Source organism: Parabacteroides gordonii MS-1 = DSM 23371 (genome assembly GCF_000969825.1).
GTDB lineage: Bacteria > Bacteroidota > Bacteroidia > Bacteroidales > Tannerellaceae > Parabacteroides > Parabacteroides gordonii.
On sequence record NZ_KQ033919.1, the window covers coordinates 3,090,282 to 3,112,738 of the forward strand.

At 48.2% G+C, this 22,457-nt stretch carries 20 protein-coding genes, 1 pseudogene and 1 riboswitch; of the genes and pseudogenes, 3 read left to right on the forward strand and 18 right to left on the reverse strand.

What is annotated here, in order from left to right; translation table 11 throughout:
• Positions 1-21: 21 nt before the first annotated feature.
• From HMPREF1536_RS11625 to HMPREF1536_RS11710, 18 genes and pseudogenes are all read right to left on the reverse strand, one after another.
• Positions 22-777: an ABC transporter ATP-binding protein gene (locus HMPREF1536_RS11625; RefSeq protein ID WP_028728116.1), complete on the reverse strand. Its 756-nt coding sequence runs from the start codon at positions 775-777 to the stop codon at positions 22-24.
• Positions 774-1,754 (reverse strand): FecCD family ABC transporter permease, encoded by a 981-nt coding sequence (locus HMPREF1536_RS11630; RefSeq protein ID WP_005834094.1) that lies wholly within the window; start codon positions 1,752-1,754, stop codon positions 774-776. The genes HMPREF1536_RS11625 and HMPREF1536_RS11630 overlap by 4 nt, the downstream gene beginning before the upstream one ends.
• Positions 1,755-2,894 carry an ABC transporter substrate-binding protein gene (locus tag HMPREF1536_RS11635; protein WP_005834096.1) on the reverse strand — a complete coding sequence of 380 codons (1,140 nt, stop codon included), beginning with the start codon at positions 2,892-2,894 and terminating at the stop codon, positions 1,755-1,757.
• 4 nt (positions 2,895-2,898) lie between these two features.
• Positions 2,899-4,989 carry a TonB-dependent receptor gene (locus HMPREF1536_RS11640; protein WP_005834098.1) on the reverse strand — a complete coding sequence of 697 codons (2,091 nt, stop codon included), beginning with the start codon at positions 4,987-4,989 and terminating at the stop codon, positions 2,899-2,901.
• A gap of 13 nt (positions 4,990-5,002) precedes the next feature.
• Positions 5,003-6,082: a glutaminyl-peptide cyclotransferase gene (locus tag HMPREF1536_RS11645; protein WP_005834100.1), complete on the reverse strand. Its 1,080-nt coding sequence runs from the start codon at positions 6,080-6,082 to the stop codon at positions 5,003-5,005.
• Positions 6,083-6,167: 85 nt separating this feature from the next.
• A complete protein-coding gene (locus HMPREF1536_RS11650; RefSeq protein WP_028728117.1) occupies positions 6,168-8,216 on the reverse strand; it encodes a DUF4971 domain-containing protein in 2,049 nt (682 codons plus the stop codon).
• Between the two features lie 8 nt (positions 8,217-8,224).
• On the reverse strand, positions 8,225-10,126 hold the full coding sequence (locus HMPREF1536_RS11655) for a PKD-like domain-containing protein (RefSeq protein ID WP_005834103.1): 1,902 nt from the start codon (positions 10,124-10,126) through the stop codon (positions 8,225-8,227).
• A 1-nt stretch (position 10,127) separates the two neighbouring features.
• Positions 10,128-11,096: a DUF4465 domain-containing protein gene (locus HMPREF1536_RS11660; RefSeq protein ID WP_028728119.1), complete on the reverse strand. Its 969-nt coding sequence runs from the start codon at positions 11,094-11,096 to the stop codon at positions 10,128-10,130.
• Positions 11,097-11,266: 170 nt separating this feature from the next.
• A riboswitch (cobalamin riboswitch) is annotated at positions 11,267-11,464 on the reverse strand.
• A 95-nt stretch (positions 11,465-11,559) separates the two neighbouring features.
• On the reverse strand, positions 11,560-12,348 hold the full coding sequence (locus tag HMPREF1536_RS11665; protein WP_005834107.1) for a PRTRC system ThiF family protein: 789 nt from the start codon (positions 12,346-12,348) through the stop codon (positions 11,560-11,562).
• Positions 12,345-13,043 carry a prokaryotic E2 ligase family D protein gene (locus tag HMPREF1536_RS11670; RefSeq protein ID WP_005834110.1) on the reverse strand — a complete coding sequence of 233 codons (699 nt, stop codon included), beginning with the start codon at positions 13,041-13,043 and terminating at the stop codon, positions 12,345-12,347. The genes HMPREF1536_RS11665 and HMPREF1536_RS11670 overlap by 4 nt, the downstream gene beginning before the upstream one ends.
• A 4-nt stretch (positions 13,044-13,047) precedes the next feature.
• Positions 13,048-14,133 (reverse strand): hypothetical protein, encoded by a 1,086-nt coding sequence (locus HMPREF1536_RS11675; protein ID WP_028728120.1) that lies wholly within the window; start codon positions 14,131-14,133, stop codon positions 13,048-13,050.
• Positions 14,134-14,173: 40 nt separating this feature from the next.
• The gene (locus HMPREF1536_RS11680) at positions 14,174-14,395 is read right to left on the reverse strand and encodes a PRTRC system protein C (RefSeq protein ID WP_005834114.1); all 222 of its coding nucleotides are present in this window, start codon (positions 14,393-14,395) and stop codon (positions 14,174-14,176) included.
• Between the two features lie 3 nt (positions 14,396-14,398).
• The gene (locus HMPREF1536_RS11685; RefSeq protein WP_028728121.1) at positions 14,399-15,355 is read right to left on the reverse strand and encodes a PRTRC system protein E; all 957 of its coding nucleotides are present in this window, start codon (positions 15,353-15,355) and stop codon (positions 14,399-14,401) included.
• A gap of 31 nt (positions 15,356-15,386) precedes the next feature.
• Positions 15,387-15,638 carry a hypothetical protein gene (locus HMPREF1536_RS11690; protein ID WP_028728122.1) on the reverse strand — a complete coding sequence of 84 codons (252 nt, stop codon included), beginning with the start codon at positions 15,636-15,638 and terminating at the stop codon, positions 15,387-15,389.
• A 51-nt stretch (positions 15,639-15,689) separates the two neighbouring features.
• The gene (locus HMPREF1536_RS11695) at positions 15,690-15,995 is read right to left on the reverse strand and encodes a hypothetical protein (RefSeq protein WP_137569090.1); all 306 of its coding nucleotides are present in this window, start codon (positions 15,993-15,995) and stop codon (positions 15,690-15,692) included.
• Positions 15,979-16,299, reverse strand: coding sequence for a hypothetical protein (locus HMPREF1536_RS11700; protein ID WP_028728124.1), 321 nt, complete (start codon positions 16,297-16,299; stop codon positions 15,979-15,981). The genes HMPREF1536_RS11695 and HMPREF1536_RS11700 overlap by 17 nt, the downstream gene beginning before the upstream one ends.
• Positions 16,300-16,310: 11 nt before the next feature.
• Positions 16,311-16,538: a hypothetical protein gene (locus HMPREF1536_RS11705; protein WP_005834122.1), complete on the reverse strand. Its 228-nt coding sequence runs from the start codon at positions 16,536-16,538 to the stop codon at positions 16,311-16,313.
• 274 nt (positions 16,539-16,812) lie between these two features.
• Positions 16,813-18,942: pseudogene (locus HMPREF1536_RS11710) on the reverse strand (DNA topoisomerase); the annotation flags it as partial.
• 470 nt (positions 18,943-19,412) lie between these two features.
• Between HMPREF1536_RS11710 and HMPREF1536_RS11715 the strand changes: the two are divergent.
• From HMPREF1536_RS11715 to HMPREF1536_RS11725, 3 genes are all read left to right on the forward strand, one after another.
• Positions 19,413-20,318 carry a site-specific integrase gene (locus HMPREF1536_RS11715; protein WP_158236838.1) on the forward strand — a complete coding sequence of 302 codons (906 nt, stop codon included), beginning with the start codon at positions 19,413-19,415 and terminating at the stop codon, positions 20,316-20,318.
• A 340-nt stretch (positions 20,319-20,658) separates the two neighbouring features.
• Positions 20,659-21,336 (forward strand): tyrosine-type recombinase/integrase, encoded by a 678-nt coding sequence (locus tag HMPREF1536_RS11720; RefSeq protein ID WP_192916423.1) that lies wholly within the window; start codon positions 20,659-20,661, stop codon positions 21,334-21,336.
• Positions 21,323-22,348, forward strand: a complete 1,026-nt coding sequence (locus tag HMPREF1536_RS11725) for a site-specific integrase (protein WP_007754523.1) — start codon at positions 21,323-21,325, stop codon at positions 22,346-22,348. The genes HMPREF1536_RS11720 and HMPREF1536_RS11725 overlap by 14 nt, the downstream gene beginning before the upstream one ends.
• The last annotated feature ends 109 nt before the right edge of the window (positions 22,349-22,457 follow it).

Below are 22,457 nucleotides of genomic sequence, written 5' to 3' on the forward strand. Positions count from 1 at the left end.
CTTTTGAGTCTTTATTATATACTATTGAGCCTTTACGATTCCGCTCAGCGGGTCGAACCGCATGGCTTGGTTGCTGAACAGCCGTTCGATATAACCGCTCCGGCGCATCTCCTCTGTTGGCATACAATGAAGTCCGGGGGTGTCTATGAGGGCTATTCTGTCGCTCAGGGAGAGGGCTATGTCGAGTTCGTGGGTGGAAAACAGGATGCACTTTCCTTCGTTATGGGCCAGCCGGGCGAGCAGCGAACAGAGTTCGTAACGGTTGGGCATGTCGAGGAACGAGGTAGGCTCGTCCAGCAGGATGATGGGTGTGGACTGTGCCAATGCGCGGGCAATCATGATGCGCTGGCACTCGCCGTCCGACATCCTGTCCATCGTGCGTTCCGCATAGTCCTCCATGCCTACCGAGGCGAGCGACCGCATAACGATCTCCGTGTCGGCCTTCTGCATCCTTCCTATCCAATTGGTATAGGGTGCGCGGCCGATAGCCACGACGTCCTCGCATTTGAGGTTGGCGATGCGAGTGCGCTCGGTCGTGACGAATGCCAGTGTTCTTGCCCTCTCTGCAACCCGCATATCGGCGCCGTTATGCCCGTCGAGCAGGATTCGACCGGCATAACGGCGGTTCAGTCCGGCGATGGCGCGGAGCAGCGTCGATTTGCCCGTGCCGTTGCGCCCGATAAGGGCTGTCAGTTTGCCTTTTTCTATGGTGGTTTCCACCTCGCAGAGCAAAGTTCGCTCGCCGTAGCCTATGGAAAAATCGTGTAACTCTATCATGCTGTAACGGATTTGTTGCGCAAGACCACCCACACCACAATGGGGATTCCCAGCAATGCGGTGATGGCGTTGATCGGCAGGGTGAACAGTTTGGAAACGAGGTCGCAAAGCAGCAGCACGGAAGCACCCGAAAGAACGGTTCCCGGCACGAGCACCCGATGGTCACTGTTGCGGAACAGCATCCGCGTGACGTGGGGCATGGCCAGCCCGATGAAACCTATCGGACCGCAAAAGGCGGTCACAGTGCCGGCTAGCAACGTCGTGGAGAGGAACAGCAGTCCGCGTGAGCGACGGACGTTCAGCCCCATCGTCACGGCATACTCCTCGCCGAACAGCAGCAGGTTGAGCGGCTTGATCGTCACCACCGCCAACAACAGTCCGGTGACAATCGACGGGATAAGCACTGTAAGCTGGTTGAGGGTCACATCGCCGAGCGACCCCATCGTCCAGACGACGAACATTTTCAAGGATTCATCGTTGGCAACATACTGCAATATTTGGACGACCGCACCGATTCCCGACGAGAACATCATGCCGAGAATCAGAATTACCATGATATCCTTGATGCGGTGTCCGACGGCGGCGATGACAACCAACACGATTGCCGCTCCGAGCCATGCCGCCCCAGCGATGCCTATCGACGAGCCGACACCGGCAAGTACGACGAGTGCCACGCCGAGGCTCGCGCCCGAACTGATGCCGAGCACGTAAGGCCCGGCAAGGGGATTGCGGAAGAGGGTCTGCATCTGAAGACCGCTGACCGACAGGGCGGCTCCGGCCAGCAACGCGACCACCGCCTTAATCAGTCGGATATTCAGTATGATTTTCGCCGTCGCTCGCGGACAATCGCCACCCGTCAGGGCCGCCCAAACATCGCCGAGCGGCACGGCGACAGCCCCCACCGCCAAATCCAGCAGAAACAGGAAGAGGGTGAGGGCAACCAGTGCGGTAAATAATAGGACGGAACGGGAGCGCATTTATTTCAATTGCTTGTAATAGACGAAATCTTCTGCGACCAGTTCGGGGTGGAATATCTTTACGAGGTCTCGTAGCACGAGGTCGGGATTCACCACGGCCGACTCGTAGTAGTCGTTGCCGCCGGCGGCATTCGTGCGGGCGTTGTTGTTATAGACGTATCCGTTGCGGAAGCACCGGGTGTCGGTGAACTTCGGGCAGGCGGCTCGCAGTTCGTCGAGCGTGTTCGCCATACCCACATGCAGCCACATATCGACTTGCGAGGCCAGCAGATACGCCTCTTCGAGGTCGATGGGCGCAGAAGCGTTTCCCGTGTTCTTCTTGTAGATGTAATCGCCTCCGGCATCTTTGATCAACCGGGCGACATAGCTTTCGGTCGAGGGCATGAACCAATTGTCGCCGTAAGGCGTGTTGAGCATCACTGAAGGGGCATCGATGGCTGCATCGGTTACTCGCTTTTTCAAAGCGTTATAGCGAACCGGGATATCGGCAAACACTTTCTCTCCCTCTGTCCGTTTCCCTGTAACCTCCGCTAATGCCACCAGCCATTCGGCCTTGCCCAACGGAGACTCTTCCAGGTAATCGCCAACATACATGAACGGGATGTTCAGTTCTTTCAGTTTTCCCTCCATCGAGCTCGCGCCGTTCACGCCGTAAAGCAGCACGAGGTCGGGGTCGAGCGAGAGCAGCAGTTCGTAATTGATGTTCCCTTCGTAGCCCACGTCGCCGACGCTGTCACGACGAGCCTGAATATCGGGATTGGAAATGTAGTCGATACCCGATACGCCAACGACGCAACGGTCTTCGTCAATAGCATCGAGCATGGCGATATGGGTAGAGGACATGCAGATGATGTGCTCGGCATCTTTTCCGAGCACCTGACCTGTGAAATCTTCGGGTACGCTTTCTCCGTCACGGGCGATGAACAGGTATGTGGTAATGCTGTCAGCTCCCTGCCAAGGGTTCGTGACGGTAACCAATACGCTCTTTTTACCGTCTGCACCTTTTATGTCAAACTCCGAAGCGTATTCGGGTGTATAGACCGCTCGGTTGAAATCGGCAAGTTTGGAACTCTTATCATGGCAGCCTGTGAATGTCAGTACAAGCAGCAATATCAGGCTCAGATTTTTCAATGCTTTCATATCGTTACAAATTTGTGTTTACGGACTTTTTCTTGTTTTTCCCGAACTTCGGGGTGATACCGATGAACAGCTCGAAGTTGATGCCGGGCATGGGGCGCGAGAGTACCGAGAGGTAATCTTCATTGAAAAGGTTGTTGACAGCGAATTTCAATTGCACGTCCACCGGTTTGAAAAAGAGGTTTTTCTCCAAGGAGACGTTGCTCATGAAATATTCGGGCAGGTGTCCTGTCAATGTGTAGTCGTTGCTCGACATGGTGAAACGCTCCGAGTAGAACGTCCACTTGTAAAGGAACGCCCACGACCGCCACGACAACCGTCCTGTCAGCGAGGCGGAATGCTCCGGCACGTAGGGTAACTGTTTGCCCACCGACTGGTCAGCAGGTGACATTTTCTCGCCCTCGTTGATAGAGGGTGTCCACGAATAGGAACCGTTCAGGTCAATGAGCCAATCCTTTGCCGGCTGCACGGCCAGGTTCGCCTTGACCTCGATGCCGTAGGCGTGTACCTTCTTCACGTTGCGGGGCGAAAAGAATCCTTTGGTGGTGGGCAGCCAGATAATCCAGTCGTCGATGTAGGAATCGAACCAGTTCACGCCGCCGTTCAACTTATAGACATTTTCTTTGCCGACCTCGAAACTTACACCTGCATCGTAGCTGAAACCATGCTCGTTTCTCAGATTGGGATTGCCACCGGGCAGGAAATAGAGGTCATTCAGCGTCGGGAAACGGTAATTGCGTGAAACAGAAGCTTTGAGCATCACATTCCCTTTCGGAGAAATGATGCCGTCAATAAAAAAAGCCGGTATAAGCGGAGCCCACTCGAAACCGTACATTTCTTCTCGCAACACAACCGACATGCCAAGCCGGTCTATCGGTTGCCACTTGGCAGATACGGAGCCTGAAAGTTCCACGCGTCCTTTGTCATAGCCCACGATGGCTTTGCCTCCGTCCTGCAAGATGATATTCTTGTCCTCACTGCGTACCAAATGCTGGTGAGCCGATACGTTAGCGGTGAAAAACCAACGTTTTGTCGGACTGTATTCACCTTCAGCTTGCCCGTAGAACGTATTTACCTTGCTGCGGGAACGGGTCATCGACGCCCAGTTATCAGGTGCGACCTCACGCTTGTAGTCGTAGGCCATCCATGTGTGTATGTAACCGCCTTTCACGCCGAGTTTCCAGTTGCTTTTGATATGATCCCACGAAAGGACACTGCGGAAAGTCTGTTCCCGCTGGCGGTTCTCGAAGTCGGTTGCATCTCCGTAGTCGGTCGTCAACATCGGAAGTTCCCGGTTGGAATTGATATACCATGCGTTCAGGCCTAATTTGTCGCCTTTGCGGGTGTTGTAATAGACCTCTTGAAGCAGGTGCAGGTCCTTGAACGCCCCGGAGCGGTTGCGCTCTTTAGGATGATACTGCCCGATGATGTTCTTGTCCTCGTCGTAGATGTTTATCTTCTTGTCGTGGTTGGTGTACTTGTAATCGTTAGGCGAGGAAGAATAGACCGCACGAGTGGAGACGTGCCACCTCTCGCTGCCATAGGTGAAGCGGGCGAACTCGTCGAATGTCCGGAACGATCCGATGCCCTGCACGTATTGGGCGTTGAACCCTTCGGCAACGGTGGGGGTGGTACCAAGCTTAACCAGACCGCCCAGTCCGCCGCCCGTTTCGTTCACCGATGAAGTACCGTGCAGCAGCGATGCGTTGTCTATGAAGTAGGACGGAATGGTGGAGAAGTCCGTCATGCCGAGCATGGGGTTGTTGATGCGCATGCCGTTCCATGTCACCTGCGTGTGTGAAGGCGACGTTCCTCGGAATGCGACGGTCGAGAGCGTGGCGCGTCCGTAGCTCTTGACGAATACGGACGAGTTGAACGTCAAGATGTCGGCCATCGAGAGGGCGATGTTCTCTTTCAGTGCGAGCGAATCGAACTTCGTCTTCTGCACGCCGATTTCTTTCATCGGCCGATGGCCGACGACCGTGACTTCCGGTATGGTAAGATGCCAGGTCGACCGCTTTTTGCTTTCCGTCTGCTGCGCAAAGAGTGCCGTGGGGAGACATGCCGCCAAAGCGAATAACAGATATAGTCTTTTCATATTGCCTCCTTTCTTATTTCCAACAGAATGCACCGGGAATAATCCCGACATAAAATTCATCTATCAATTTCCCTTCGGGCGAGTAGCGGTAAATCATGCCCTGCTGCTGGTAGTCGATGGCATCGGCGATGTATACTTCCCCGTTGGCGGGGTTTACCGTCAGTCCGTAATAAATCGTGCCGCTGTATTCGAGGAACGGACGCACCGGCACATGGCTAGCTGTCACGTCCATACTCCAAATGGCCTTGTTGATCCAGTAGAGTTTGTCCCTGTCACCGTTGAGCTGCACCTCCGAGGGCCAGTCGCCCAACTTGAACTTGAACTGCTTCTCCACCGTGAATGTCCCGGCGTCGATGCGGTAGAGCGACGGGGCTTCGTAACCGTAGGGGCTGCCCTCATAACCGCCGTCAGTCACCGTCCACATCTTGTTGTACTTGTCCATGACCAGCGATGTCGGTTGTATGCCGACCTTCAGTTCATCGACCACTTGGTCGGTTTCGGTGTCGATTTTGATGATGCGGTTTTGGTAGCTCCAGCAGTTGCAATAGACGTATTTGCCGTATTGCACCATCTGTTCGGTGGAGCCACTCTCCATCGTCATGTCCGGCACTTGAATGTAGCCGGTAATTTCATATTTCTTCGGGTTGATGATGAAGATGCGGTTGTCCCACAGTTGGGTGACGTAGGCTTTTTCGTCGCTCAGGAAATGGATGTAGCGCGGGGAGGTCAGATTCTCGATGCGTCCTACCTCCTTGAAGGTGTTCAGGTCGATGGCGAAAATCACATGGGAGTTGTTCACCACGACCCAGCCCTTGTTGTCGTAGATGGTCATCGACTGCGCCACGTCGCCGAGCTTCATGCCGTTGGCTCGGAAGAAGACCTCGTTTTGCACTTGTTTGGTTGCCGGGTCGTAATAGGACAAGGTAGCATTGCCGTACTGGAAGTTGCCCTCGTTGGTGATGAACAGTCCGGCTCCCGTGGCATTGAAGTCTTCTACGGCATCGCCGTAGTCCCACTCCATGCAGGATGTCAAGGATAGTGTCACTCCGACAACTACGCTCCATAGCAGATATTTCAATTGGTGATAGGTCATACCGTTATTTTTATAGTTAATCCCCGGTAGTCTTACCTTACGGTAAGCATACCGAGGATTGGCAGAAAATTTATTGTTTGGTTATTTATTGCTTGTACTTCCCGTTTTTCATGTCTTGGTATGTGGGGTTATAAGCACATTCTCTGACAGACCATTGAGATTCTCCTGTTAGAACATTGTTTTCAAACAGGTATTTGAAAGAACTAAAATCGGTAACATCTCCTTGCCCGCTTATACTAATCCCTTTTACTGATTTGAGACCTGAAAAATCAATGGACAAAATACCATTAGAACCAAAATCAGAATACGGGCATGTTATTGAAAGATTTTCGGATATTGATTCTACGTTAGGATAAGATACCTGATCTGCCTCCATATCAAATATAACAGTAGATGTTGTAATATCAAACTTCCCATTTATTGTTTTTAATTTGGGACATAGAATATTAGTACCATCAATCTCAAACTTAATTTGTGCATTTGCTCCATCCGTTCCAATGCTTTCCAGATTGGTAAACTCAATATCATTCTTAAGGTGGGAAGTCGTAACTGAACATGAACCGAGAATTTTTTTCAATGACGGAAAGGTAATATTATTTGCATTCTTATTATTTTCTAATGTTAAGGTTCCTCCAATTTCCAGCAAATTAGGAAATTCGATTTCCGCCTCCGTATTAACACTTCCCGAATTCAATGCAATAGTCATATTTCCTGCCACACGAATAAATGGCATAACAAATTCTTTTACATAAAAATAATCTTTGCATTGGAAGTCTCCCTGTATATTTGAGATTCCCTCAAGAGTCAATTCTGTCAATCGACAATCTTTAGGAAGTAGAAAAAGGCTACCGTTAAATGTTTCCGATCCTACGATTTTATTTAGTTGCTTACATTGTAGGGTAAGTGTATTCCCGTTAAAATTTATCTGGGACAAATCCAGTTCTTCTATGAGCAGATTAGTTAAAGTCATATCACCGAGTACATCTTTCAAAGAAGCTATATTGAGTTTATTGACTTTATTCGCATCCACACTGGTCTCTCCGCAGGAAATAAGACCGGGAAGTTCAACAATGGAAATCTCTTTGCAATTTTTTATAGCCAGTCCTCCAACCGAATGTAATTCGGTCATTGCAAGACTTCCGATGGAGGACATATCGGAGAATGAGGCAGTACCGGCCACACTTTCCAATGCCGGTAGATAAATTCCTTGCAGTTTGGGAAAATATTGGATTGTAAGTTCATTCCCGATCTGTTTTAGTGCTGAGAAAACAATGGCTTCGGTTGTCGCTGATTCTTTTTGTGCTACCGAACCTTTGACAATTAAGGAAGCTCCGACAGATTCAACGGCATTTGCATCCAAATCAAGCAAAGCATCGGAGGTTATATACATATCCTCACCAATGAACTCGACTTTGGGTATGGATATTTTTTCAATGACAGAACTGTTAACGACAAAATCGCCGGTCACTCCAAGCAAAGAGGGCAGATTAACCGTTTTGAGCGTTATGTTTTTACTGGTAGAAGTTGTCGATCCTAATTTGAAACTTCCGAGTTGTTCCAGATTATCCAACCCCGTCAAATCCGCTCCTTTGTAAGACGGATTGATAACAAGAGAGTTACTGATTTGTTTCAGGTTGGCAAGTCCGTCCAGATTGGTGATTTCTTCTCCGTCTGCCGTTCCGATGGTCAGGCTGCCTTCGATTTTGTTTATTCCTGTCTTTGCAAAATTATCAACCTCGGCTTGCGTGGCAAGTACTACGCTGCCGCTCTGTTCGATGTCTGCATATTGATAAGTATAGGAATATACTTTGCTATCCTGCATTTTGGAGGTAACTACGAATTTCCATTCATTCTCCCAATCCTCAATGGTCGATGGATTCGGGTTAATAGAGACTCCCTCGCAAAGGGCATACTCTACGGTAGCCCCTTTCAGACTGGCATTATAAGGTATCTCAATTGTAATCTTGTCCCCGACTATCATGGCTTGATAGGTAATGCCATCTACAGTTAGAGCAAACTCGGAGATGAAGTGATCCTTGCCGTCTATTCCGCTTACTTCAGGGTCGTCATCACTACATGCAGCAAGGCAGAGCGTAGCGAAACAGAATAGGATGAAATGATATATTTTGTTCATAATGAATTTTATTTGTCGTTATTGTTGTTTTCATCACAGAACTTGAAAACTTCTGTGGAATTTTCCCCTAACCATCCAGCTTTTACATTGACACCGGTCTGCACCTTGATAAAGTCAATATGGGAAAGATTTGCAGACGTGCCGTCGATATTGACTGCATCGGAAATCTTAAAATAGTTTCCAAGTGCTCCCGCGTTAGGATTGTCTTTATTGGGCATATCATCACCGATATTATCGGCATATCCCCATCCAAACGGATTATTGGACCACATACCTGTCGACGGGCTTTGTTCGGTACGTGCTTTCAGGCATGTGCCGTATAGCGTATAGGAATCCTCTTCAATCCACAAAGGATAATAAAACTCTTGCGGGTGATAGTTGCCGAGACGGTCAATCGCCCCTTTATTTCCCTTGTTGTCTTGCCATTGGGTGTCCATGTTGGGACCGGGACGGAAATAAGTTACGGCATAGTCCTGAATGGTTTCGGGTTTTCCATATTCAGAACCCTTCAGTTCATACCATTCATCGTTGGGCAAGCCGTCTCCATTGACATCTTGCATTACCCATACAATGCCCGGTTCATTTGACGAATCAAAGGCATTTCCTTTGATGGAAAAATCATAACCGCCTTTGTTTTCGATACTATGGTCGAATCCTACTACAATATATCCTCCCCAACCTCCGAGAGAAACATATTGTTCATTATCAAGACGTTTTTGTGCGTAAGCACAGGCTGCTTCGTGCGTGCTTTCCCCATTGAAACCTGCTGTATTCGTTTCGTTTACAAATTGTCCCGGAGCCGGAACAAATTCATATACTTTATTGCTGTAAATGGAATTTCCGGCAGCAAAAGGTCTTTTTCCGGTCGCTTCACAACATTTCACCGGAATATTGACACTGACTTCATCGACACCGGAAACAGCAATATTACGAGTGAGGGCTGCTTTTGTTCTTTGATTGTCGTATTTCACAGTAAAGGTAAGCGTGTGTTCTCCGGTTTTAGCGGGTTTGAAACCGTAAACCAAGGAATTGGCTCCCTCAATCGGTTGCCCGTCCAAACTCCATTGATAAGAAGGCTCGGCACTTATTGATACAAAGGGGCGGACAAACAAAGTACGTCCTAATTCTACGTATTTGGTATTATCCTCGGTGAAATATAAAGATGACGGAACTACGATTTCAATCGGAAGTTTATCGACAACCTCAATAGAAACTGTCTTCTCTGATTGTCCGTCTTCATTTGTTACGGTTAAGATCAGTTCATAAGTTCCCAACTCATCTTGCTTGAATGTATAAGTATTTTCCGTTCCGACTTCGTTCCCGTTAAGAGTCCACAAATAAGTAGCTCCTTCTGCATTTTGAATGTCGGGAGTAAGGATATATTCACGTCCTGCGACGACTTTAAGCCCTATAGAGGGGGTTACCAATGAAATGACGGGCGGAGCCAATTCATTGACATCCACGCGGATTTCTTCTTCCGCGCTGGCGTCTCTTGTATCTACCCGCAAAGTAACATAATACGAGCCGCATTCGTTAAAAATGTATTTCAATTGAGGCTCGTCGGAAATAATACGACCGTTGCATTTCCATGAATAAACGGCGTAATCGACATTCTGATAGGTCGGCTCAATAACGATCTCTTTCCCTATCTTTACAACATAGATTCCGTCCTCGCTATCCAACTCAATGACAGGAGGCACGACCACGTCCTGCGATATTTCTTCGTCTTTGTTACAAGCAAATAGAAATATCGTCAAGGAGAATAAAAGCAAATACTTCTTCATTATATTTATAATTTTAACGCTGAAATTCCCTTGAAGAAAGTATTTGATTTCAATCTCCATTGGGATATAATAAAAAGGGGCAAATACTTTGCACTTACCGTTAAAAAGCATTTGCCCCAAATTCATGTTATTCGTTTACGGTTACATCAATATCGTCTATAGCAACGTAAGCAGGAGTGTTCAATCCGTATGCGCTTGAATCGCTTCCTTCGAAATTGATAGCTACAGTACATACGCTGTCACCTAAACCGCTTAAATCCAATTGATTCCATCCGGTGCGGATTTTATTGGTCAAACCTGATTCTGCATCTTTACTGGAATCGAAGTTTGCCAAATAGTATTCTACTTCTTTACCTGTAGGTTTACCCGTCGCATCCAACGCAACAAATACCACCTTAAACCATCCTTTTTGTGCCGACAAAGAGCCTTGTGTAAACGAGTTGCCATCCTTCATGACTAAGTAGGTATAAGTCGTATTGCAAACCCATACGCTGTTGAATTTACCATATTTCGGTGTACCCTTGACAGGAGTGTTTGTGGTAACGACTCTGTAGCCGGTTGCATCGGTCAGGTAAATCTTCGCACATTTGTCATAAGTTGCTTGTGAATCATTGTATGAATCGCTATAACCGAAAGCTACAGCAAAATTTTTACCGCTATGACCGCCGTTGGGCCAGTACACGCTACATTGGTTTTGATAATCCCCCTGTGTCAGATTATGAAAATTAGAGATGGCAAAACCACCATTCCAAAACTCATATTCCCAAGGTTGTCCGCTTACCCATTCCTGTTTCAAATAGTTAATCGGGAACTGAATGTACGTACCGGTTTGCTCGATTTGAGTGATGTAGCCGGTCGTTACCTGATTGCCGTTGGCTGTGGCAGAATAGAGATTGTTTCCATACTGATCGGAAGCCATTACGCTGGATGGTACGTTATCAAAATCGATAATCGCATTGGTAGAACTTATCGCGCGGGTTTGAATCGCACTCTCCTCATACGGAGTAAGGAAGTCATCGTCGGACGAACATCCCGTGAACACTGCGGCGGCCATTGCTACAACGGCCATTGCCATGATTTTGTAAAAGTTTCTCATATTCAGTTGTTTTAGTGAAACATATATATACAAAAAAATCCGTTTGTCACGATGGATAATCGTATCAAACGGATGCAGTGCCTGTATCAATTTCGGGGAGTCAGCCTTGAAGCCGGAAGCCCACAGTCTATTATGCTGTAATTGAACAAACGCCAAATACCCGTGGCGGTTATCTCATCGCGTTTGCAGCAGGTCTTCTGACTTATTCCAGTTTGCCACGCCTTCCCAGTCTTACGACCAGTGGCAGGTTGCGGCAACCTTTTGTTGGAACTTACAGCAGCAGGTACTGTTCCGGATTCTCACCGGATTCCCTTTTAATCCTTGTCGGGTCTTCAGACCGTCAAGGAACTACAACGCCACAAAGGTAACAAAAATGTTTTAAAGTCCAATTATTAACCCAATAAAAATTTCAGCAACTGAATCCATAAGTGACCCAGAAATTTGAGTTTCAGGGATATGACATTTAAATCAAAACCGGATTTACTTTCATCGTTCCCAAATTCAGAAATAGTCCGTGATGTTCAATCATTCCGTTCCGGAACATTTTCCAGAGAATGTTGCATCCGAGTTGCGCCAGCGTAGAGTTGATGAACAAATCCTGCTTTTCTAATGCCTCCGCCAGCGAACAACTCGGACCGGAATCCTCTTCCTTTACTCTTGCGTATTTAACCAATCGGGTAATGACTTTTAGGGAGCCTACCGTTTCATATAACTGAGATGCGGGTTGCTTTATCTTTTTCGGTACGGTTCCCAGAACGACTTGTCCCGATGTCTGCGTGTTCCCGAAATCCATCCAATAAAGCGGGGTTGTATAATCGCGGTAATCCGGGATTTGTACGGCCTTCAGGATGTTCCATAAATCAAGGCGTGATTTGATCGTGTCCGTACAAGTGATGGTAATGTTTGCCATATTATCCCGGCAAGCATTCTTCATCATGGCCGGAAAGATGTCCGGTACTGCTTTCCAGTCGTTTCCGAAGAAGTTGTTGATACGGGTAATAAGGCATTGCGCCTTGTTCAGTCCCATGTCGGAATACCCGAACAACTGGCGTCCGATGTTGGCCTCGGTTACAATGTCCGGATCGTAAAGTGTCACGAACAATCCCGGATGTCCGAGTGCCCGGAGTGTCACATCGAGCCGTGCCAGGCCGGTCAGCACCTGCGAGCCGGTTCCTCCCGCACCGATCAGGTTAACCGTTACCGGATGCTGCGGGTTTATCAGGTAGTTGTCGATATAATGTACTCTTTTCATTTCAGTATGTCTTTAAGTTTCAAATTTCTTAACGGTTTCAACTCTTCAAGGTCGAAGGGCTTGTCTTTGGCCGCTTTCGTCACCAGCACCAGGTTGGACTTGGTGGGGTTCCCGCCACCTCCCAGATGCGAGAACTCCGTCAGCCAGAATTTCTTTTCCCAGTATTCCAACAGGTTTTCATAGGTCAGGTTTTTCGGTTTCTCTATTTTAGCCGAACCTAAACAGACGCTCGCGCCTGTGACATTGAAGAACGGTGCAGTATACAGTTCTGTCTCATCCGTCAGAACCTTGCCCTTGCAGGCATAGACATTCAGGCTGTTCCCGTTTGTCTCGTAAATGATTCCCGGCAGGTTGTATTCCGCATTCTCAACCTTGAGCGATTCCTTGAAGAACATCATTCTTTTCCGTGGAGGATTGTACCAGACGTACTTCTCGCTGCCTTTGCGTGAGTCGCACCACAGCATATTGGAGGGGATTCTCCCGTAAGGGGTATTGCTGCGATGTTCGGAATACCCCCGTACAAGTTCGTTCATGAACTCTACCGTCACGGGCACACCTTCACCCATTTTACCTTTTCCGTCTATTTCCCTCGCTTCCACAAAAAAGGATTCTCCCTCTCGGGAAGCATAGGCAATCAACGCAACACGCGGATGCAGTATGTCGTTGATTTCTTTGGTAAGTTTGTTCGTCTCCATGCTGTCAGTAAATAAAGTTTATGAATCTGTCCGCCCATCTGAAGAAACGTTCCGGATAGTTGTCTTCCTTGGAGAATACCTTATCCGTTTCCGGAGACAAGGCAAATGTCGTAATGGGAATTATGTCATACGTCTCCTGCCTGCTCGAATTATAGAAATCAATCAGGTATTCCGTCATTATGTCCTCACAATTATAAACCACCCGGATTTGTTGCTCCAGCCCCTTAGGATAATACTCCGGCTCTTCATCGAACCACGGGTCATAGGCATAGGACATGATGGATTTGTCTGGGTTGACGAATTCCAGCCCTTGCCTCATGAGGGCGATGAGTTCCTGTTCCAAGCCGTTCCGGCACTCGTACTTGTCAATGGCTTCCGGCAGATTCTTGTAATAGGATTTGCGACACACCCTGTCGAGCAGTTTGTAAATCCTGCCCTCCTTGTATGATTGCAACAACCTGTGCCGTTCCGCACGTTCTTTCTTGTCCTCGCCGTCATCATCCTGCGAGAACATTTCAAACACCCAGTTCGTATCCTCCTCGTCGTTTATGGTGGAAAAACCGTTCGCACTCATCAGGTGATGCAGGAAGGACAACGCGATGCGTCTCAATTTCGGATTCAGGGCTTCCACGAATTTGACCGGGAAATAATACAGGGTATACTTTCCCCACGTATGGGCCTGCCACAAGTTGAAATACAACCGGCCGTTCCGTTCTTCATAATTTACATGCACCGTTTCATCCAGGAGTGCCGCGAATTCATTATAGAGGTTGGCAATGCCTTCCCCGATACTTTTGCCCCGGTCATGCGGTGCATCGACATTCAGCAGTCCGGCATAGCGGAAATAAGAATCACGCAGGAACTCGTAATTCTCCTGCGTGATCAGATTGTGCGATATCCCGTCATGGTCTTCCCTCGTGACCGATTGCGGGGCTATCGGGACGAATGATACGTTTAGAAAAGAATTACAGCCCCGCTCGGAGCCGTAATTCTTTCCGTCCTGTCCACTCCATGCCGGATATTCCGTTCCGTCTGGCTGATGGCCAGCCTCGCGAGTTGTTCCAGTTGATATTTTTTCAAGGGCGTACATGACTTTTCCTTTCTTTTGCTTTTCTTTTTATCCATATCTCCTAACCTTTGGTTCCGATGGTCGTCTTGAACTCGTACACTGCCGTGTCGTTCTCGATGACCGGACCGTGTACCGTTGCCGTTGTCAGCTCCGGATACATGTTGGCATAATAGTTCATCACCGCGTCCGGCATCTCACCCGGCATCGGGTCGGCCAGTACGATTGTTTCACTTCCTTTCCTGAATTTGAAGGTCCGATTGAGACCGTTTACTGTCATTGCCATAACTTATGCTGTTTGATGTTGGTAATGGGGTGTCTGAATCATGTCTGCCGGGAAGTCCAGGTATTCCTCGTAATCCTCCGGCCGGTAAGTCGGTTCATCCTGTGGCGGATATTGCTGGTGCTGGTACGACGCCTGCCGTTCAGTGTAATAAGGCGGCATTTGCTCCCCGTAATGCGGCTGCTGTCCGCCTTGTCCGTCCTGGGGATAGGCTCCCTGCTGCGGATACGGGTACGGCTGTTGCGGCGGCATCTGCGGTTGTGCCGGCCGGTGATACGCCGGTTGCTGTCCCTGCATCGGCTGCGGTGCAGGTTGCTGTGGAGGCTGTTGTACATACTGTCGGGGTTGCTGTGGAGGCATCTGTCCGACCGGCTGCTGGGCCACCGGTTTCTGTTCCGCTACATACTGGACTTCCTGTTGCGGAGGCTGTTGCTCGGCCTGCTCCATGAGGTCGAACAGGCTGCCCTGATTCATCGCCCTTTTCTGCTCCTCGATTTTCTCGTCCACCGTCTTCCGGTTCTGCTCGGTGGCGTATAACCGGGCTTGTCCCAGCGCGGTGATGGCCTCCTTGTGGTTCTTCGCGGCAATCAGTTCCTCCGCCTTCTTCATGTGCTTCTCGTATTTCTCACGCTTATCTTTCTCTTCCTTCGTCTCCTTGGCTTTCTCTTCCTTCGAGGCCTTGCTGTTTGCCGCAGCCTTGTCCGCCTGCTTCTCGAACTCCGCCATGTTGGTCAGGAGTCCGGAAACCTTCCGTACAGGATTGGCAATCGCGTTCATGAATCCCGCGTCAAGTTCTTCGGGCAGTCCCGACAGCGTAAGCGGGACGATGTGGTTCTGGGCCTCGTCCTTGAGACCGTTCGACTTCGGCAATACGGATACCGTCATGCCGGTGGCTGACTTGCGGATGACCATCGTGATATCCACGCTCTGGGCCATCAATTGATTGATTTGAGTAAAAAACATAACTTGAAGTATTAAATGTTAGACATTGATTTTATGCGTCCTTGAAAAATTCCGCCAACAGCCGGTTCCTGTCCGGGTGGCGTATGATCTGCTGCAAGGGTTCGAGCAGTTTTGATATATGCACCGGTCCGGTCGTTCCACGGGGCGGAAGTTTGATTTCCGGCATTTCGGGTACAGCGGGTGCGGTCGGAGGCGTGTTTTTCCTGATCCGGATACTTGCCGGCATTCCCACTGTCAGGGGCATCATCGGCCTTGTCTGAGTTGTCATTGCTTGTTGTTCCATATTTTCATTTATTAAATTGTGGATACTCGGGGCTTTGGCAGCCCCTTTGAACTATAAGGGCGGTACAGCGGCCGCTTCCGGCAAGGCAAGGTTTTCGGGAAAAATACCGGAGCGAAGCGAGGATGATTTTTGCCGAAACCTGAAAGGTCCGACCTTGCCTGCCGTACAGAAGCGGTCGCTACCTTTGCCCGTTAGTTCAATGCGGGTTGCCAAGGGCTGATGTGTTCCCTTTTTCCTTTCGGGATTCTCCCGGTGCCGGTTGTCCTTATCCTCCCAAAGCAAAAAGAGCCGCCCTGAAAAGGCAGCTCCCCTGAACGGATGAATCATGCACGGTTTGTATTCACACGACCTGTTCATAACTTTCTTCTTTGATGCGGTTCTCGTACTGCGTCACCCTGGCCATGACCATATCCATGAACAATGCGCCGTTCTTACGGTCGTTCCCGAAATACCCGACCATCCGCCAGATATTCCGGTCATAGGATTTCCATTTCTCGTGATAGTGGCTTCCCATGCGTCTGCCGTAACGTTCCCGGAACAGTTCTTCCGACAGGGCTTCATCGTTGTTATGGTTGTACCACCAGCGGTAGACGCGAAAAAAGAAGTCGTAACAGGCATCCTTGTCACGGCTTTCGGGCAAAGTGATTGCTTTTATTTCCATACATTATATAATTAGAAGATTAGAAAACTCAGTATGGCGGCGATGATGGCCAGTGTTACCAGGAGGCAGGCTATCGCGTAGAGGAACCGGAAGAATCCCCTGCAAAAGACGATGGCGACAGCCGCCCACACGGGAGATACTCCCCGCGTGTAGAGATAGCTGAAACCAAGTGCCGTGAGCAGTATGAGGATAATTCTCCATATCCGTTTCTTCCTTTTTGATGCGGTCGTTGTCTTCATTGTATTCCTTATTTATGTGAAACATCCCGTCGTTTCCGATTCGGGGGCAAGACAGCGGAGCGCCCCCGCACGCAAGGTTTTCGGAAAAAATACCGGAGCGGAGCGAGGATGATTTTTGCCGAAACCTGAAAGGCCCCGACCTTGCGCTGCGGAAAAGGGCACGGAGCTACATTTGCCAAGAATCGGAACGGCGGGATGCCTTTCTCCGTCTTTCGTCTTCTACAAGAATAGCGTGTAACGGCTCCACGCTATATCTTACCGGTTGTATGGTCCGTCAATGTCCCGTGGACTTCCTGCCCGTGTTCTTCCGTCCCGACTGTTTCGGGGCGTTCCTTGCCTGCGGTTTGGGGAACGAGAGCGTAACGTTATACTCCTTGTCGAATGCCAGGGCAGCGTCGAACGCCGTCCCTTTCTTGCCCTTGAAGCCCTTGATGAGCTTGGTGGTTCCCGAAGAAAAGAGCTGCGCGAGATGCTGGTCGGTCAGCTCCTTGTTCAGAAAGCGTCTGAAAACGAGCAGTCCGCACCCCTCGTTGTTGCATTTGGCAAGTTTCTGCCGGAGGATGATTTTCCCTTTTCCGCACTTGGGGCATACGATGCCGCCGCTTGCCGTTTCGGGGAAACGGATGGAAAGTACCTCTTCGGTGACCTGGCGGGCATAGACGCTGATGGAGCGCATGAAGGTTTCCGGGGAGAGCTTGTGCCGCTCGATCTGCATGAGCGTCTTTTCCCAACTGCCGGTCAGTTCCACGTCCGCCACGCGCATTTTTCTGACGGCTTCATAGACGGCCATTCCCTTGTCGGTCGGCACGAGTGCTTTCCCGGAACGTTCGACGTATTCCCGCTTGAAAAGGGTGGCGATGACGGCCGCACGGGTCGCCGGAGTTCCGATGCCCAGCTCCTTCATCGCCTCGCGCGCCTCCTCGTCTGCCAGCTCCTTGCCGCAACTCTCCATGGCCGCGAGCAGGGTGGCCTCCGTGTATAGCGGCTTGGGCATGGTCTTTTTCTTTGCAAGACTGCGCCCCGACACGGGGACGGTTTCCGATTCGTCGAATCGGGCCGTGCCTTTGTTTTCCGTCTCTTCGTCGTTCTCCTTGTCTTCCGAACGGTTGAATACGGCTCTCCAGCCCGGTTTGACCACGGAAACGGAGTGGGAACGGAACGTCAGCCCGTCCACCGCAGCCTCGATGACCAGTGTCTCTTTTTCGCATACGGGCGAGAATGCTTCGAGCATACGCCCGGCAATCATCCGGTAAACGGCCTGCTCCTGCTCAGTAAGCGTTTCCATGACCGGCTGTACACCGGTGACGATCAGCGCGTGGTGGTCGGTCACTTTCCCCGCGTTGACGCTACGGGTGGAAAGATTGTCCCAATCCAATGTGCCGCCGTATTCCCGGAACTCTTTCATGCCGATGACCCCGCGGAGCAAATCGGGAACCTGCCGCATCACGTCGTCCGGGATGTAGCGGCTTCCGGTACGGGGATACGAGATGAGTTTCTTCTCGTAGAGGGACTGGGCGACAGCAAGCGTCTTTTCCGCCGAAAGGTCGAGATGCACGTTGCAGTCCTTTTGGAGTGCCGTCAGGTCATACAGCAATGGAGGAGCCTGGAAACCCCGTTTGCGCTCCGTTTTCGTAATCGCCGCCATCGAATCGATGGTGATCCGGTCGTAGAGCCTGTCGGCCTCCGTTTTCTCCGGGATATTCTCCACATGGCGGAACTGCCTGAAATCGTCCCCTTTTTTGAGGGTCACGGAGAGTTGCCAGTAATCGGTCGGCACGAACTCCCGGTTTTCCTTGAAACGGGCGCAAATCATGGCGAGTGTCGGGGTCTGCACCCGTCCGAGCGACTGGTTGAACGTGCCGGAGGCTATCGCAAGGGCCTGGCTCGCGTTGATGCCCACCAGCCAGTCCGCCTTTGCCCGGCAGTCGGCGGCATGGTAGAGGCTGTCGTATTCCGTTCCCTCTTTCAGTTCGGAGAGCCCTTTGCGGATGGCTTCGTCCGTGAGCGAGGAGATCCAGAGCCTGCGGAAAGGTTTCGTGTACCCCAGGTAGGAATAGATGTACCTGAATATAAGTTCGCCTTCGCGACCCGCATCCGTCGCCACAATAATGGCGCTGCACCTGCTGAACACGGAATCGATGGTGCGGAGCTGTTTGGCGGCCACCGGGTCGGTAGCCATACCGCGGTCGGTCTTGCGCTGCCGGATGACGAGCTGGAACGGGTCGGGCAAGAGGGGCAGGTTGTCGCCCGATGTACGCGTGTAACCGTATGTGCCCGGAAGGGCGAGCTGTACCAGATGTCCCAGCGCCCATGTGACCGAGTAGCCGTTACCTTCCATATACCCGTCTTTCGCTTCCGTCGCGCCCGCGATTCGTGCTATCTCCCGGCCTACACTCGGTTTTTCTTATCACAAGTAAATTATTATCCAAAGCTATAAGCTAATACACCAAATAACTGACAGATAATCAATCAAACTCGTGATAATAATGTTCTGATAATAATATGCTATATTGTGGAGAGAGTAATGTTGCTCCCTCCAAATATAGTATTATGGACAATAAAAATCATTTTGAATCCAAAGTTTCGGATTTTTTAGAAGCGTTGCGTAAAGCCGGATATTCAGAATCGACTATCCGACAGTATAAAAAGACCTGTCGTCTTTTTATCGTTTACATGGATATAAACTACATACAAGACTGTAATGTAGAATCCATCGATTTGTTTTTAAAGACTATGCCACAAGAAAAAACGCGGTTGATACATGGAACCAATTATCGATTACTGCTATTCGTTAATTATCTTACGGATAGAACTATCCAAAAACCAGTTGTAAGATACGTTATACGCAAATTCTCAGGAGAAATAGGAGGCATTATGACAAAATACCTTCATCTCTTGGAAGAACAAAGACTATCTCCTAAAACGATAGATGGCTACGAACATGTGTTCAGCTATTTTCTCAGGCATTTGTCTTTGAGGAATGTATCCCGCATCTCAGATATAGGTGAGGATGATGTGCTAACTTTTATATCTTCCAGCCAAAACAGTAAACAAAGAGTATTGGCAACGATGCGTGCATTTTGTCGTTACCTGTACGAACAAAAGCTTATCAATAAGAATATTGATTATGTGATAGGAAGAAACCGTTATATTGTAAAAGAAAAACTACCGTCGACATACACTTGTGAAGAAGTCTTGCAAATAGAATCTTCGGTAAATCAATCCACTCCTGTAGGAAAACGAGATTACGCCATGCTCCTATTAGCAACACGGTTAGGACTACGTTCCTCCGATATTGCCGGATTACAATTCAGTAATTTAGACTGGGATAGAAACATTATCCGCCTGATACAGTACAAGACTAAACGTGAAATAGAATTGCCACTCTTAAAGGATGTAGGAGAAGCTATCATCAATTATGTGAAATATGGCAGACCGAGTTCTTCTTCCAAACAGATATTCCTATCCTCTTTAGCCCCATATAATCCTGTGAATGGGGCGGTGGTTTCCTTGTCGGTCAGAAAGATTATCTGCCATTCAAGAATAGATACAAGGGATAGAAAAAAAGGTCCTCACGCTATGAGACATACTTTAGCCAGCCAGCTATTGCGTAATGGCATATCACTGCCCGTCATTTCTGAGACATTGGGACACAAAACTACACAAACGACAATGGGCTATCTTCGGATAGACATTGATGGTTTGATGAAATGTGTCCTTGAAGTCCCGGATGTCCCATCCGATTTCTACACACAGAAAGGAGGTTTGTTCTATGTCTGAACAATTCATATATCAAAGCGTGTTCGCACCTTATTTTAAGGATTTTCTTGCGATGAAAGAAAATCAGGTTTCCGACATTGGACGGATAAAGTGGATGCTCTTGGAGTTTGACAAGTTCTTTGTTAATAGCAACATCAGGGATGTGTTCATAACTAAAAGCATGATTGATACATGGAAGTGCACCCGCATACATGATAAAAAGAAAACCCTCTATGACAAGGTGTCCATGTTCCGACAGTTTTGCCTATACTTATGCCACATAGGAAAAGAATGCTATATACCCAAGTTACCAAAGAAGGAATATTCGGATTTTACTCCTTATGTGTTTACCCGTGGACAGATGCAGGACATCTTTGAAGCTTGCGACAAGCAAAGGATGCATAGTCATAATATATATTGTAATCTTTTTGCATTACCTGCTTTATATAGAATCTTATATGCTACAGGGATTAGAATCGGGGAAGCCATATCCATTAGGAATCGGGATGTTGATTTGAGAAGGAATTGCATCATTATTCGGAAGACAAAGAACAAGATGGAAAGGCTTATTCCTTTAAGCGACTCCCTGTCCAAGGTTCTACAACAGTATTTGGAATATCGCAACAAGATGCCCTTGCCAGACGTTGATGCCCCGGACAAGTTCTTGTTAATATCCCCATCAGGACGACCGTTATCTTCTTGTACTGTTTTGGGCGGTTTCAAGAAAGTGTTGGAAAAATGCAATATACCTTGTTCGAGCAACCGTTCCGGAGGAGCCTGCATACATAGTCTCAGACATACTTTTGCCGTCCATTCCCTTGCAAAGATGGTGCAAGAAGGAATGGACATATATTGTGCGCTTCCTCTTTTGTCGGTCTTCTTGGGGCATAAGACGTTGAAAGGGACTGAAACCTACGTGCGCCTGACACAAGATATGTTTCCCGATATTCTATTGAAACAAAATACGATAACACGGTTTGTGTACCCTCAAACAAACATAATAACTAATTTAAATGTAGATACTTATGAAAACGACTGACTTTGCGAAGCATTTAACGGCTTTTTTCACAGAGTACCTTATCGGAGAAAGAGGCGTAAGCCCTAATACCATACGGTCATACAGCGAATCATTTAGCTTGCTGTTAAACTTTCTGGACGAACAGGTAAACATAAAGGCTGATAATCTTAGATTGGAACATATTACCAGAAAAACGGTTTTAAACTTCCTTGATTGGTTACAAGACACGAAAAAATCGAGTAACGCGACTAGAAATCAAAGATTGGCGGCATTACGTTCTTTTTGTACATATATGCAATATGAGGATGTAAAGCGTCTGGAACAATGGCAAGAGATATTATCCATCAAGGTAAAAACACATGAAAAAAGAAGTGTCAATTATCTCAGCATAGATGGCATTAAGCTTTTATTGGCACAAATACCAATCAACACGAAAAAAGGACGACGGGATTTAGCTTTGATATCCCTGCTCTATGATAGTGGAGCCAGAGTACAAGAATTAATAGACTTGACACCCGCATCTTTGAAATTGGAAAAGCCTTGTCATGTCACCTTATTTGGTAAAGGACGCAAAAAAAGAATTGTCCCTTTACAAGACGAACAAGTGAATTTATTACGCAGTTATATGGAAGAGAATCGTTTAGACCTGTCCGGTTTTAATCAAAGACCTCTTTTCTTTAACAGTTGTGGCAGAAAGCTAACAAACTCTGGCATATCTTATATCTTGAATAATTATATTAATCACGCCCGAATACAAGATCCGGAACTTATACCGGAAAAAATAAGCCCGCATACTTTACGACACAGTAAAGCTATGCACTTGTTACAAGCTGGTGTAAATTTGGTCTATATTCGTGATATTTTAGGACATGTATCTATACAAACTACTGAAATATATGCTCGGGCTGATTCTAAACAAAAAAGAGAGGCTTTGGAATCAGCTTATGTTAATATGATACCAAACGATATAACAGAACGTTCATGGGAAAAAGACCAGGAACTTAAGATATGGCTAAGGAATCTATCTAAATGAAGATGATTATTATCCAAAGCTGTAATATAAAGTAATGTGTTTAAATAGCTGATATACAGACAGACAAAAATAAAGGCTTTGGATAATAATTTACTTGTGATAAGAAAAG